Origin of the sequence: Marinobacter sp. AL4B, assembly GCF_019916045.1 — a bacterium.
GTDB lineage: Bacteria > Pseudomonadota > Gammaproteobacteria > Pseudomonadales > Oleiphilaceae > Marinobacter.
On the sequence record NZ_JAILWZ010000011.1, the window covers coordinates 191,356 to 205,674 of the forward strand.

The window sequence follows — 14,319 nt, forward strand, 5'->3', positions numbered from 1 at the left end:
ATACGAGGATAGACGGACCGGGCTAAAGAATGGGGGGGGATCTGCCCAGCTTTGCTAAGCGGGCAGATCCGGTCGGAGTTTAGCTTTTGCGAGCATCCTCCCAGGTTTTCAACAGTTCCTTATACGGTACAGTTTTACCCTGAGCTTTTTCGTCTTCCAACTTCGGCTTGGGTGCACCTGGCTGATCCAGCCAGTACTGAGGGTCCCGAGGTTTGTTCAATTTGGGGCCACAGTTTGGCATGACATTAGCCCGCTCCAGACGCTCCATCACACGGTCCTGTGCATCGGCCAGTCCATTCAATGCGTCTTGGGGTGTTGCTTCTCCACTAGCCGCCTGAGCAATGTACTGCCACCAAAGCTGCGCCAATTTCGGATAGTCTGGCACGTTGGTACCGGTCGGAGTCCACTGCACACGCGCCGGGCTGCGGTAGAACTCAACCAGTCCGCCGAGTTTCGGCGCCATTTCTGTCATGTAGTCCGAGTTGATGTCGGAGTCACGAATGGGCGTCAGTCCAGCGATGGTTTTTTCTAGCGACACGGTCTTTGCTACCGTGAACTGGGCGTAGAGCCACGCCGCCAAACGGCGCTTTTCGGGTGTAGAGTTGAGGAACGTCCACGATCCCACGTCCTGATAACCCAGTTTCATGCCCTCTTCCCAGTATGGGCCACGCGGCGAAGGAGCCATGCGCCATTTGGGCGTTCCATCGTCATTCACCACCGGCAGACCATCTTCGATCATGCTCGCCGTAAATGCGGTGTACCAAAACACCTGCTGTGCGATATTGCCTTGGGCCGGCACCGGGCCGGATTCAGAAAACGTCATCCCGGTCGCTTCAGGCGGCGCGTATTTCTCCATCCACTCTACGTATTTGGTTGTCGCATAAACCGCAGCTGGGCCGTTTGTGGCACCGCCACGCGAGACATTCGAGCCTACCGGGTGGCATCCTTCAACTCGAATGCCCCACTCGTCTACAGGCAGCCCGTTAGGCAATCCCTTATCGCCAGCTCCGGCCATAGAGAACCAGGCATCGGTAAATCGCCAACCGAGAGACGGGTCTTTCTTTCCGTAATCCATGTGCCCGTATACTTTCTCACCGTCGATCTCCTTCACATGAACAGTGAAGAACTCGGCAATGTCTTCATACGCAGACCAGTTGATGGGAACCCCTAGCTCGTAACCGTAGCGATCCTTGAATTGCTTCTTCAAATCATCTCTTTCGAACCAGTCCGCTCGGAACCAATACAGGTTGGCAAATTGTTGGCTAGGGAGCTGATACAGCTTGCCATCAGGTCCAGTCGTGAAATCCAGCCCAATAAAGTCATCAAGATCGAGCGTTGGCAACGTCAGATCTTTACCGGGACCATTCATGATGTCTTCGACCGCGACTACCTTGCCGTAGCGAACGTGGGTACCGATGAGGTCCGAGTCGTTTACATAGCCGTCGTAAATATTCCGACCGGACTGCATTTGGGTCTGCAGTTTCTCAATAACGTCGCCTTCCTGAATCAATGTATGGCTTAGCTTGATACCGGTGATCTCAGAGAACGCTTTGGCTAAAACGTTTGATTCGTACTCATGCGTGGCGATGGTTTCAGAGACCACGTTGATTTCCATACCCCGGAAGTCTTTCGCAGCTTTAGTGAACCAGGCCAGCTCTTCCAACTGTTGCTCTTTAGTCAGGGTCGATCGATTGAACTCATTCGCCACCCACTTTTCAGCGGCATCCGAATACTGATCAGCGTAGGCTTGTAGGCTTAAACCCATCGTCGCCGCCGCAATAGCTGCGCTGAGTATCAGGGCCCCGGGATGTTTTTTATTCTTGGACATATCCGACCTCATTTACTGTTGTTATTGAGAGAGCGTCACAAACCGCACTCGGGGGGTTCGTTACATTTCAGTGACTCCATGAAAACCGTGTTCGTAAAAGCTGAATGGTCGTTTTCAAACACTGATTACAAGCTAGTTCGCAAACGAACCTTTTACAAATATCATCAACCCGCGCTTAGCCCCAACGCAACAGCACCAATGCCCACAGGACCGAAACGACCAACGCAATCCATAGACTGACGTTACTGACCGCCAGAAACGCCAGATGAATATAAGCCGCGGATAGCAGCCCAATGAAAAGCCGATCACCGCGAGTTGTTTCAATCGGCAGGAAACCCTTGCGCTCGGTGCATGGGGAGACAAGCTCGTAAACCGTCATAACCGCTAGTAACGCGGCAATAACTGCGAAGAAAATGGCGACACTGGGTGTCCAGTTCATCCAAGCGATCATTGTTCTTCTCCTTAAACGCGCCCTAGCGCGAAGCCTTTAGCCACGTGATTCCGAACAAACCAGATCACCAACAGACCCGGGATAATGGTCAACACGCCCGCAGCGGCCAGAACGCCCCAATCAATACCGCTGGCCCCGATGGTTCTTGTCATGATGGCACCAATGGGCTGAGCATCGACTGAGGTCAACGTTCTCGCCAACAACAATTCAACCCAAGAAAACATAAACGCGAAGAACGCCGTTACACCGATACCCGAGCGAATCATCGGTAAAAACACCTTCACGAAGAATTTTGGAAAGCTGTAACCGTCGATGTAAGCCATTTCATCGTATTCCCGAGGCACCCCTTTCATAAATCCTTCGAGTATCCATACCGCGAGAGGCACGTTGAACAAACAGTGCGCCAAGGCAACCGCAATATGGGTATCGAACAGACCAATCGATGAATACAGTTGAAAGAACGGCAGCAAGAACACCGCGGGCGGCGCCATTCGATTACTGAGCAGCCAGAAGAACAGGTGCTTGTCGCCCAGGAACTTGTACCGGCTGAACGCATAGGCTGCAGGTAAAGCGACCAACAAGGTAATAATGACGTTGATGGCCACGTAAGCCATAGAGTTCAGGTAGCCGTTGTACCAACTCGGGTCGGTGAAAATTACCACATAATTCTCAAGGGTGAAGTTTTCCGGCCACATGGTCAGACCCCCTAAGATTTCCTGATTGGTTTTGAACGACATGTTCAACAGCCAATACACGGGGGTAAGCAACAAAACAATAAACACTGTAATCCCGACATTTTTCGAGCGAGCTTGTGTCATCACACTCTCCTTATTGTTCTTTGTCGGCGTGAGTGATCGCGGTGAAGAACAACCACGAAATCAACAGAACAATCAGGAAATAAATCAGAGAGAATGCCGCCGCACGCCCCAGATCAAACTGCCCTATCGCCATGGTTGTCAGGGTTTGGCTCAGGAACGTTGTCGAGCTTCCCGGACCGCCGCCGGTCAGAACGAAGGGCTCGGTGTAAATCATGAAGCTGTCCATAAAACGCAAAAGCACAGCAATGATCAGCACACTTTTGAGCCGTGGGAGCTGAATGTACCGGAATACCGCCCACTTGGACGCCCGGTCGATTTCCGCTGCTTGATAAAAGGCTTCCGGAATCGCGCGCAAGCCGGAATAGCACAGCAACGCGACTAAGGGGGTCCAGTGCCAGACATCCATCAATAAGACCGTTAGCCAAGCATCGACAGTGCTGCCTGTGTAGTTGTAGTCCACGCCCAACTGATTAATACCCCACCCGAACAAACCAATATCACCGCGCGCGAAAATCTGCCAGATCGTGCCAACCACATTCCAGGGAATCAGCAGCGGGATGGCCACCAGAATCAAACACAAGGACCCTTTGATACCAGACTTCGGCATCATCAACGCCACCCCGATTCCCAGCGGGATCTGGATCAAAAGTACGGCGCCCGAGAACAAGAACTGGCGCAGCAACGAATCCTGAAGGCGCTCATCGGTGAGGACTTCTTTGAACCATTCCGTACCCACAAAGTACGCCTGCCCCGGCCCGAAGATGTCCTGAACTGAATAGTTGACCACGGTCATCAGCGGTATTAGTGCTGAAAACGCTACCAACAAGAACACCGGCAACACCAGCCACCAAGCTCGATTGTTCGGGATCTTATCCATCATGGTTGCTCCTGCATCAGGAATTCATCGACGTATAACATGGTCCATTCAGGCGGCAGAGTAAGGTGAACGCGACTGCCAATCTCCGCGTGAAAATCCTCATCGACCCGCACCTTCAACGTCTGTGAATCCAGGTCCACATCGATGATTTTGTAGGTGCCCAGGTCTTCCATATCCAACACCTTGGATTCATAAGAATTAACTTCATTTTCATGACTTAACTGTATGAATTCAGGTCGAATCCCGATCTTTACATTGGTTGATTCGAGACGATTTAATTGCTCAAGCCGCCATCCATCTAAGGCTACGTCGGTGGACCCAAAACGAACACCCGAAGCACACCGTTCAACGTCGATCAGATTCATCCCCGGGCTGCCGATAAAGTAACCAACGAAGGTGTGATTGGGTTGCTCGAACAACTCGGTCGGGGTGCCGAACTGTACGATCTGGCCGTCGTACATAACCGCGATCTTGTCGGCAAAGGTGGACGCCTCTAGCTGATCGTGGGTTACATAAACCATGGTGATATCGAACTGTTCGTGGATTTGCTTGAGCTTGCGGCGCAACTTCCACTTAAGCTGCGGGTCGATAACGGTGAGTGGTTCATCAAACAAGATGGCAGACACATCCTCCCTTACCAAACCACGCCCCATGGACACTTTCTGTTTTTCGTCAGCAGTGAGATTTTTGGCTTTTTTATGCAGTTTGTCTTCGATCTCCAGTACTTCGGCGATCTCCTGCACACGCACCTTGATACGTTCCGCGGGAACCTTGTTGTTCTTCAGCGGAAACGCCAGATTTTGGTAGACGGTCATCGAATCGTAAATCACCGGAAACTGGAAAACCTGTGCGATATTCCGGTCCCGAGGCGAAAGCGCATTAACCCGCTTGCCATCGAACAATACTTCGCCTTCCGATGGCTGCACCAATCCCGAGATAATATTGAGCATGGTGCTCTTACCGCACCCGGACGGCCCAAGGAGCGCATAAGCCCCACCTTTGTGCCAAACGTGGTCTAGCTGACGGATCGCGTAATCTTCGGGGCCTGATGGCGATTTACTGTAGCTGTGAGCCAGGGACTTCAGGTGAATCTCAGCCATTACACTCCCCTCCCCGAACGCTGCGACGGCGTGTGTACGAGCTGTTCGTGGGTATCGAACACAAACAGCTTATTGACCGGCAGGTACACACGAATGGGTGCGCCTGTGTGATATTGATGCACGCCCATCGATTGAGTGACCATCTCGAAATGGCGGCTCTCGACATGCATAAAGGTTTCCGAGCCGCTAATTTCACTCAGCGCCACTTCCATGGGGATCTCAAGGTCGTCATCGTTGGCAGGTGTCAGGGCAATATGGCTGGGGCGGATTCCAAACCAGTACTCGCCCGGTTTCAAATCGGCCAGCTCTTGGGTCAGCGCGTGGCGGGTGTCTTCATCAAACGACAGTTCCGTATCTGAAACACGGCCTCGAATCAGGTTCATCGGTGGCTCGCTGAACAGCTGAGCCGCCAAGGTATTGACGGGCTTGCGATACACCTCCATCACAGGGCCATTCTGAACCACACGACCTTCGTGAAGCAGTGTGGTCGTGCCTCCCAGAGCGAGAGCTTCGTTGGCCTCCGTTGTGGCGTAGACGGCAATGCACTGACGCTCGCGGAACAAGTCCCGCAATTCGGCCCTCAGCTCTTCACGCAACTTGTAGTCGAGATTCACCAGAGGTTCATCGAAAAGCACCAGAGTCGCGTCTTTCACCAAGGCTCTCGCCATGGCCGTACGTTGCTGTTGACCTCCGGAGAGTTCGAGGGGAAACCGTTTTAAAAGCGGTTCGATGCGCAGCATTGCCGCTGTTTCCTTGACTCGCCGATCAATCTCCGTTTCCCGCATCTTCGCCAGGCGCAGCGGTGAAGCAATATTTTCGTAGACAGAAAGATTCGGGTAATTGATGAACTGCTGATAGATCATCGAAATGTTGCGGCGCTGGACGCTCTGATGGGTTACATCGTTGCCGTTGTAGATCAAGCGGCCTTGGGTCGGCTTGTCCAGCCCCGCCATCAAACGCATCAGCGAGGTTTTACCTGCGAGCGTCCGCCCCAATAAAACATTGAACGAGCCAGCCTCAAACGTCAGGTTGGCATTCCGAATATAATCGACACCGTCGACGATTCGGGAAATGTTCTCGAGCGTTAAGGACATGTGTCTTCCTTGTTGTTTTTGTGAAAACGTGTCCGAGCACTGTCATCCAATGCAAGCTGTAATACAGCTTGGGCTTACGTTAGCTAAGCCCAAGCCTGCTTATAGCTTTTGCACCGCATTGATCCAGCCCTCGTACAATCGGTCGCGATGCTCTTTCGTCATCACAGGCTCAAACCTGCGATCGCAGCGCCACAAATCCGATAATTCGTCCAGCGATTGATAAACACCGGCTTTTAACCCCGCCAGATACGCCACCCCCAAGGCTGTCGTTTCCACCAGCGACGGACGGTCTACGGTTGCCCCCAGAATGTCAGCCAGGAACTGCAGCACCCAGCTGTTCGCAACCATGCCGCCGTCTACTCGCAGTGTGGTCGGACGAATACCGTCCTTTTCCATCGCTTTCTGTAAATCTTTCGTTTGGTAGCACACAGATTGCAGCCCTGCGGTCACAATCTCTTTGATTCCGGTATCCCGCGTTAAACCAAAGATAGCCCCTCGGGCATCCGGATCCCAGTAGGGAGCACCGAGTCCGGTAAACGCAGGTACCAGATACACGCCGTGATCGACAGGCGTTCCTTGGGCCAAGGGTTCAGTGTCGCAGGCGTTATTAATGAGTTGCAGGCCATCCCGCAACCACTGAATCGCGGCTCCGGCAATAAAGATGCTGCCTTCGAGCGCATAGGTTGTTTCGCCATTTAAACGATATGCCACAGTTGTGAGCAAGCGGTGTTCGGAACGAAGCGCTTTATCACCGGTGTTAAGCATCAAGAAGCAGCCTGTACCGTAGGTGCTCTTCGCCATCCCGACCTCAAAGCAGGTTTGTCCAAATAGCGCCGCTTGCTGATCACCAGCGATGCCGTAAACAGAGCTTCCATTGAGCGCACCGCCCTCCGTGATTTCTCCGAAATCATCGGATGAATCCATCACTTCTGGAAGCAAAGATGCAGGGATGTCGAACATCTCCAGAAGATCGCTATCCCACTGTTGCGTATGGATGTTAAACAACAGGGTTCTGCTGGCGTTTGTGGCATCGGTTCGGTGTACACGGCCACCTGTCAGGCGCCAAAGGATGAAGGTGTCTACCGTACCAAAGGCCAATTCACCCCGCTCTGCGCGTTCCTTGACCCCCGAAACGTTCTCAAGAATCCAGCGAATTTTCGTGGCCGAGAAATAGGGGTCAATCAAAAGGCCGGTTTTGCCGTGCACCCAAGGTTCGTGGCTACTCAGCTTTAGCGATTTACAGTAATCTGCAGTACGCCTGTCCTGCCAGACAATGGCGTTATACACCGGTTTTCCGGTTTTTCGATCCCAGATGATGGTTGTTTCACGCTGATTGGTGATGCCCACCCCAATCACTTCGTCATCGGCGTCAAATTCTTCTGCCATCACCGCATCGCAGGTGCGCTGAACCGTTGACCAAAGATCCTCCGGGTCGTGCTCAACCCAACCGCTATCCGGAAAGTGCTGAGGAAATTCCTCTTGTCGAACTGCGTGTATATTGCCTTTCAGATCAAAGAGAATGGCCCGGGAGCTGGTGGTTCCTTGATCAATCGAAAGTAGATACTGACTCATGCGTTATCGGCCTCGGCTTCATTTTTGTTCGCATTTTTGCTTTTTTGAAAAAGAAATACCAAGAATTTTGCTTCACCTCCCCTTATATAGCAGTCAATTTGCCATCCAACCCACCTCGACAGCTGCAGAAACTCTCTAAAACAACTAAACTTTCCGAAAATGTTCGTTTTCACGCGAAATCGAACAAAAAACAGGCAGTTTCGGAGGAGATTGAATGGCACAGCGGCATCGACAGGAACTCATTCTGGAGCTGATCCAGGAAAACGGTTTCGTCACCACCGATCAATTGGTCGAACAGTTTCAGGTTACGCCGCAGACCATCCGCCGGGATTTAAACGAGCTGGCCAAACATAAAAAATTGCGCCGCCACCACGGTGGTGCAGGCATCGACTCGAGCACTGAGAATACCGCCTACCAAGCCCGGAAGATTATGGATCTTGAGGCAAAAGAACGAATCGCAGAAGCTATGGTGAAGCTCATTCCAGACAATTCCTCACTGTTCATCAATATCGGTACGACCACGGAAACTATCGCTAAAGCGCTGTTAGCAAAAAACGGTTTGCAGGTGGTTACCAATAATCTCCATGTAGCCTCCATCCTTTCCGCCAAAGAAGACTTCCGAGTTATTATCGCCGGCGGCGAAGTTCGGAGTCGGGACGGCGGTATTGTTGGCGAAGCCACCCGAGACTTCATCAACCAATTCAAGATGGACTTCGGCGTAATCGGGATCAGCGGCATTCACAACGATGGGTCGCTATTGGACTTCGATTACCGCGAAGTTCGAGTCGCTCAGGCCATCATGGCCAATTCCAGCCAGACCCTGCTTGCCGCAGACCATTCCAAGTTCGGCCGGAACGCTATGGTACGGCTTGGCAGCATCACTCAAGCTGACCATGTTTTTACGGACGAACAACCACCCAAAGAAATTGCAAAAATGCTCACAGAGCACAACGTAACGCTGCATTTAGTCTAAACGAATCGGCTTTTCGATCTCGAAACACAATCGCCATCCAATCACGTTCGTTTGCTTTCTGATTTTCCTTTACGAACATCTTATACTTTCGCATAATAGCGAAACGAAACTACTAAGGCGTCGGGAGAGCATCAGACATGTCAGCAGAACACCCCCACTTTGATGTCGTTGTCGTCGGTGGCGGCATTAATGGCACAGGTATCGCTATGGATGCCGCAGGCCGCGGCTTAAACGTTCTGCTGTGCGAAATGAACGATCTGGCATCAGCTACGTCGTCAAATAGCAGCAAACTGATTCACGGCGGGCTTCGCTATTTGGAGCATTACGAATTCCGGCTGGTGCAGAAGGCGCTGGCCGAACGGGAGTCATTACTGCGCAATTCACCGCACATCATGCACCCAATGCGCTTCCGCCTGCCCCACCGTTCCCATCTGCGCCCGGCCTGGATGATTCGAACGGGGCTTTTTCTTTATGATCACTTGGCCAAGCGCGAAATACTTCCTGGCTCTCGCTCCATCCGCTTTGATGGCTCCGGACCGCTGAAACCTGAAATGACGCGCGGCTTTGAATATTCTGACGGCTGGGTGGACGATGCTAGATTGGTTGTACTGACCGCCAAAAAAGCGGAACAGGCCGGAGCCACAATCATGACCCGCACCAAGTGCGTCAACGCAAAGCGTGGGACCCATGAGTGGCAGGTAACACTTCAAAATACTCGTACAAACCACGAACAAACAGTCACCGCAAAAGCGATCGTAAATGCCTCGGGTCCTTGGGTAAGCTCTTTATTCGGTGAAGCGCTTTCGATGAAAGCACCCAAGATGATTCGTATGGTGAAAGGTAGCCACATTGTGGTGCCCAGACTGAATCAGGAAGAAGAGGCCTACATCCTCCAAAACGAAGACGAGCGTATAGTCTTTGTGATTCCCTATGAAGATAACTTCTCCCTGATTGGCACCACTGACGTTGAATACGAAGGCGACCCGTCGAAAGCGAAAATTTCACCGGAGGAAACGAGCTATTTGTTGGGGGTCGTAAACGATCACTTCAAGCGACAGCTACAACCTACAGACGTTATCTGGTCTTATTCTGGCGTGCGCCCGTTGATGGACGGCGAAGAAGAGAATGCCCAGAAAGCGTCGCGGGATTACACCTTTGAGGTGAGCGCAGAAAAAGGCCAGGCACCCCTGATCTCGGTATTCGGTGGCAAGATCACCACTTACCGAAAATTGGCCGAAGCGGCCACCGATAGGCTTTGCAACTTCTTTGAAAACGCCGGCAAACGCTGGACCAAGACAGCCGCACTGCCTGGAGGCGATTTCGACAATCAGGCCAACCTGATAAGCTCCCTTAAACGAGAGTATCCATGGCTACCTAGCCCTATCGCCCGTCGATATGCGAGAACATACGGCACTCTATCCCGTACCATCCTTAAAGACTGCTCGTGCATCGAGGATCTTGGTCAACACTTCCTGGGAACGCTCTACGAGCGCGAGATAGACTATTTGGTGCAAAACGAGTGGGCCATCACTTCCGACGACATTTTATGGCGCCGAACCAAGCAAGGGCTTTATGCCGAAGCCCGTGACGTTGAAGCTGTTGATGCATTTCTGGCAACTAAATAGCTTTGCTCGTGTGCTGCGGGGCGATTTAAAACAACGTTCTGTGGCATGCGTTTCTAATACTGTCTTTGGGCGGAAAGCTAAGCTCATCATCAAAACCTCCCGTTAATCGCCGAGTAGACTCAAGCGAACCTCTTTTAGGAATCCCCGTAGTTACGCCCCCCCTTCTCTCCCCAGAAATAGAGGCCAGTTATACGACATTGGTCTTACAGTTAACTATAGTGATCTTGAATTCAGTGACCTGTACTAGCCTGAGCCTCCAGGAGAGTTAAATTTATGTGACTGAGATATTGATAATCCGCCAACACTGTGATCATATAGTTACATAAACTTGATTGTAGAGTGGGTTTTGGATTCGAGGACACTCTAAAGCCGACATTCATAGTTAACAATAATGGACTGACATGAACGAAATCGTATGTTCAACGCCTGAGGAAAAGGTTACCGATAGAGATCGGGAATTTCTGGCGAGCTATTTCCGGCTTGCCGACACGATCGCTGACTTCATCGGCCCTCACTGTGAAGTTGTTATTCATTCGCTAGACAGCCTCGAGACCTCTGTTGTCAAAATTGTTAATGGCCACAACACCGGCCGCCAAGTGAATTCGCCGATTACCGATCTAGGTCTAAAAATGCTCAGTCGGTTCAAGAAAACAGGGGAAGTGGCGCCCAGGAGTTTTTTTCATAACGATAAAAATGGCGCCATGATTAAGTCCACAACCTGCGTCTTGGCCGGTGAACATGGACAGCCTATTGGCTTGTTTTGCATCAATATGAATTTATCCAAGCCTTTCCCGGAAATTCTGAAAACGCTCATTCCGGACATGGCTAATGCGCACGGGAATATTCATGAGAACTTCAGTGAATCGGTGACGGACACCATCGATCAATCGATCATCGATGCTATTTCGCAAGTAGACAACGATTCGGCGATCAATCTGCGAGGGAGAAACAAGGCTATCGCTAAAATCCTGTTTGATAATGGAATATTTGAACTAAAAGAAGCGACAGCCCAGGTAGCAGAACATCTGGAAGTCACCCGGCATGCTATCTACAAGTACATCCGTGAATTTAAATCCTGACCACCAACCGAAGAGAGTAAAAATGAAAAAAGTAATCCACACAGAAGCTGCACCTGCCGCCATCGGTCCCTATTCTCAGGGCACAGCATTCAATGATCTGGTTTTTGTTTCGGGGCAAATCCCCCTAGACCCTAACACCATGGTTTTTGTCGATGGTGGCATTAAAGAACAGACCCGTCAGGTGATGACCAATTTGCAAGCGGTGCTCAAAGAGAGCGGTGCTTCTCTAGGGTCCGTTTTAAAAACCACTTGCTTGCTCTCAGACATGGAAAACTTTGCGGCCTTTAATGAAGTTTACGCAGAGTTTTTTGGTACCGAGGGAGCGCCTGCTCGTGCCTGCTTTGCAGCCGCAGGATTACCAAAAGGTGCACTGGTCGAAGTTGAAGCTGTTGCCTTTAAGCAGTAATTGATTAATCCGTACTTTTCGGCTGCCTTGCTGACCCCTGATCTCTTTGAGTGATTAATATGCTGAAACTATCCAAAAACAAATTTTTTACAGGTCAAAAGTCACCGCTGTTCAATGCAGAAACCGTTCAGCAAGTACGGGCTTTTCACCGTCAAATTGACGGTTACACCCCCACTCCGCTCGTCGCCATGCCAAAACTGGCTGAACTACTTGGAGTGAAAACCATCCTTGTGAAAGATGAATCACACCGGTTCGGGCTAAATGCTTTTAAGGTGCTGGGAGGCTCCTATGCGCTGGGCAAATTATTGGCGGAATATTTGAATGTGGACATTCATGAGATTGACTTAAAAACAGTCGCTGCCAAGCTCGACAAGCCAATGGTATTTGCTACCGCGACAGCGGGCAACCATGGAACTGGAGTCGCTTGGGCGGCACGAGAAATGGGGCAGAAGGCAGTCGTGTATATGCCTAAAGGATCCTCAGAAGTGAGCGCAGAGCGTATCCGCGGACTGGGGGCCAAATGCATTATCACCGACGTGAACTACGACGATACGGTGCGTCTGGCCAGTCAGCAGGCTGAAAGCAATGCCTGGATGCTGGTTCAGGACACAGCCTGGGAAGGTTATGAAAAAATCCCGACCTGGATCGCGCAAGGCTATATGACCATGGCCGATGAAGCTGTTGAACAAGCCTTAGCTTCGAACCAGGTGCCAAGCCATGTGATCTTACAAGCCGGCGTTGGCTCAATGGCGGGGGGGGTGCTTGGCTATTTGGCGGACAAACTGGACCCCAATAACTTCACCACCATTATTGCTGAACCCACTGCAGCAGACTGCGTATTCCGTTCAGGTACCAGCCTCAACGGTGAGATGGTCAATGTCACAGGCGAACTCGACACCGTTATGGCGGGCCTTGCTTGCGGTGAGCCCAGCTCAGTCACTTGGCCAATTTTAAAAGACTGTAGCAAGTTCTTTTCTTCCGTTGATGACAGCGTGACAGCAACGGGTATGCGTGTTCTTGGCAACCCTTTGCCGGGAGACCCTCGCGTAACCAGCGGTGAATCGGGCGCCATCTCGTTAGGCCTACTCTACGAATTATGCAAAGACGGCTCTTCAGAAGAGTTGCGCAAAGAGTTGGACTTAGATGAAGAGTCGGTGGTCTTGGTCTTTAGCACGGAAGGCGATACCAATCCTGTTAGGTATAGACAGATTGTTTGGGATGCATCGATCTGATCGAAGCATTCCAAATCGTGGAAAGAAGATCAGTACGCACTATTGGCAGAGCTTGTGGTTGTTTATGAACAACCACTCCAGCGGATATTTAACTATGTCTAACTATCTACACCGTGGTTTTGAAACCTCAGAGCTCGCAAGCAGAACAGCCCGTGCACAGAAGATAATGCATGAAATGAAGCTGGATGCGATGTTCTTCACTACTGAGCCGAATGTTCGCTATTTCACCGGCTTCCAGACGCAGTTCTGGCAGAGCCCAACGCGCCCCTGGTTTGTAGTGGTCCCGGCAGAAGGTAAACCCATCGCGATCGTACCGGAGATCGGTGCCAGCGGCATGGCGCAAACCTGGGTCGATGACATCAGGAGCTGGCCGGCTCCCCAACCGGAAGACGACGGCATCAGTTTGGTTGCCGGCGTGTTGAACGCCCTGCCCAGCCGGTATGGCCGAGTGGGTGCCACTCTAGGTATTGAATCGTACCTGCGTATGCCCGTGAATAACTATCTGGCGTTAACGTCTCTAGTGAACAAAGAGTTTGTCGATTCCTCTCTGGCAGTTCACGAGCTGCGACAAATCAAGTCTCAGGCAGAGATCGAAAAGATTCGGGAAATCTGTCGGATTACCAACCTGGGCTTCGACAAGATTCGTGACGATGCCCGGATCGGCATGACCGAACGAGAAATCTGCAAACAGTTTCGCATCGACATGCTGCAGGCTGGAGCCGACGAATGCCCGTACATCATTGCCGGTTCCGGGCCGGACGGCTATGACAGCATCATCATGGGCCCCACCGACCGACAGATCGAGGCCGGCGATGTATTAATTATCGACACCGGCGCTGCCCGAGATGGTTATTTCTCTGATTTCGACCGCAACTGGGCGTTCGGGCACGCTTCCGAGCAAACCAAAGCAGCTTACCGCGCTGTTTACGAAGCCACCACGAAAGGGTTTGAAGCTGCGCGCCCCGGTGCGACTACCACAGACCTGTATTACGCCATGTGGCGTGTTCTGGAAGCCAACGGCGCTCTAGGTAATGACGTTGGCCGTTTAGGCCACGGTCTGGGTATCCAGTTGACGGAACGCCCCTCCAACACCGCAACCGATAATACCGTTCTGAAACCCGGTATGGTCATGACACTCGAGCCGGGCATGGTCTATGCCCCGGGTAAGTCCATGATTCATGAAGAAAATATCGTAATTACAGAAGACGGTGCCGAATGGCTGAGCCAGCGGGCTGAACCCGAACTGGTCGTCATTAACAATTAG

13 protein-coding genes are annotated in these 14,319 nt (G+C 51.6%); 6 read left to right on the forward strand and 7 right to left on the reverse strand.

Annotated features, from left to right (window positions below; all coding sequences use genetic code 11):
- Positions 1-79 precede the first annotated feature (79 nt).
- From K5L82_RS05070 to glpK, 7 genes are all read right to left on the reverse strand, one after another.
- Positions 80-1,828 (reverse strand): ABC transporter substrate-binding protein, encoded by a 1,749-nt coding sequence (locus tag K5L82_RS05070; RefSeq protein WP_223133413.1) that lies wholly within the window; start codon positions 1,826-1,828, stop codon positions 80-82.
- Between the two features lie 175 nt (positions 1,829-2,003).
- Positions 2,004-2,279 (reverse strand): DUF2160 domain-containing protein, encoded by a 276-nt coding sequence (locus K5L82_RS05075; protein WP_223133414.1) that lies wholly within the window; start codon positions 2,277-2,279, stop codon positions 2,004-2,006.
- A gap of 11 nt (positions 2,280-2,290) precedes the next feature.
- Positions 2,291-3,097, reverse strand: a complete 807-nt coding sequence (locus tag K5L82_RS05080; RefSeq protein WP_133005580.1) for a carbohydrate ABC transporter permease — start codon at positions 3,095-3,097, stop codon at positions 2,291-2,293.
- 10 nt (positions 3,098-3,107) lie between these two features.
- Positions 3,108-3,974, reverse strand: coding sequence for a carbohydrate ABC transporter permease (locus tag K5L82_RS05085; protein ID WP_133007549.1), 867 nt, complete (start codon positions 3,972-3,974; stop codon positions 3,108-3,110).
- Complete coding sequence (locus K5L82_RS05090; RefSeq protein WP_133005581.1) at positions 3,974-5,074, reverse strand: ABC transporter ATP-binding protein; 1,101 nt, start codon at positions 5,072-5,074, stop codon at positions 3,974-3,976. The genes K5L82_RS05085 and K5L82_RS05090 overlap by 1 nt, the downstream gene beginning before the upstream one ends.
- Positions 5,074-6,168, reverse strand: coding sequence for an ABC transporter ATP-binding protein (locus K5L82_RS05095; protein ID WP_133005582.1), 1,095 nt, complete (start codon positions 6,166-6,168; stop codon positions 5,074-5,076). Before K5L82_RS05095 ends, K5L82_RS05090 begins: the two co-directional genes overlap by 1 nt.
- 99 nt (positions 6,169-6,267) lie before the next feature.
- Positions 6,268-7,740 (reverse strand): glycerol kinase GlpK, encoded by a 1,473-nt coding sequence (gene glpK / locus K5L82_RS05100; protein ID WP_223133415.1) that lies wholly within the window; start codon positions 7,738-7,740, stop codon positions 6,268-6,270.
- Between the two features lie 214 nt (positions 7,741-7,954).
- Here glpK and K5L82_RS05105 point away from each other — a divergent pair, with 214 nt between their 5' ends.
- The 6 genes from K5L82_RS05105 (at position 7,955) to K5L82_RS05130 (ending at position 14,319) form a co-directional block, all read left to right on the forward strand.
- Positions 7,955-8,713 carry a DeoR/GlpR family transcriptional regulator gene (locus K5L82_RS05105; RefSeq protein ID WP_133005584.1) on the forward strand — a complete coding sequence of 253 codons (759 nt, stop codon included), beginning with the start codon at positions 7,955-7,957 and terminating at the stop codon, positions 8,711-8,713.
- 137 nt (positions 8,714-8,850) lie between these two features.
- A complete protein-coding gene (glpD, locus tag K5L82_RS05110) occupies positions 8,851-10,338 on the forward strand; it encodes a glycerol-3-phosphate dehydrogenase (RefSeq protein ID WP_223133416.1) in 1,488 nt (495 codons plus the stop codon).
- A gap of 401 nt (positions 10,339-10,739) precedes the next feature.
- Entirely contained in the window at positions 10,740-11,417 is a 678-nt protein-coding gene (locus K5L82_RS05115) for a transcriptional regulator (protein WP_223133417.1), read from the forward strand.
- A gap of 22 nt (positions 11,418-11,439) precedes the next feature.
- Complete coding sequence (locus K5L82_RS05120; RefSeq protein WP_223133418.1) at positions 11,440-11,823, forward strand: Rid family detoxifying hydrolase; 384 nt, start codon at positions 11,440-11,442, stop codon at positions 11,821-11,823.
- A 59-nt stretch (positions 11,824-11,882) separates the two neighbouring features.
- Positions 11,883-13,055 carry a diaminopropionate ammonia-lyase gene (gene dpaL, locus K5L82_RS05125; RefSeq protein ID WP_223133419.1) on the forward strand — a complete coding sequence of 391 codons (1,173 nt, stop codon included), beginning with the start codon at positions 11,883-11,885 and terminating at the stop codon, positions 13,053-13,055.
- Between the two features lie 94 nt (positions 13,056-13,149).
- Complete coding sequence (locus K5L82_RS05130; RefSeq protein WP_133005588.1) at positions 13,150-14,319, forward strand: M24 family metallopeptidase; 1,170 nt, start codon at positions 13,150-13,152, stop codon at positions 14,317-14,319.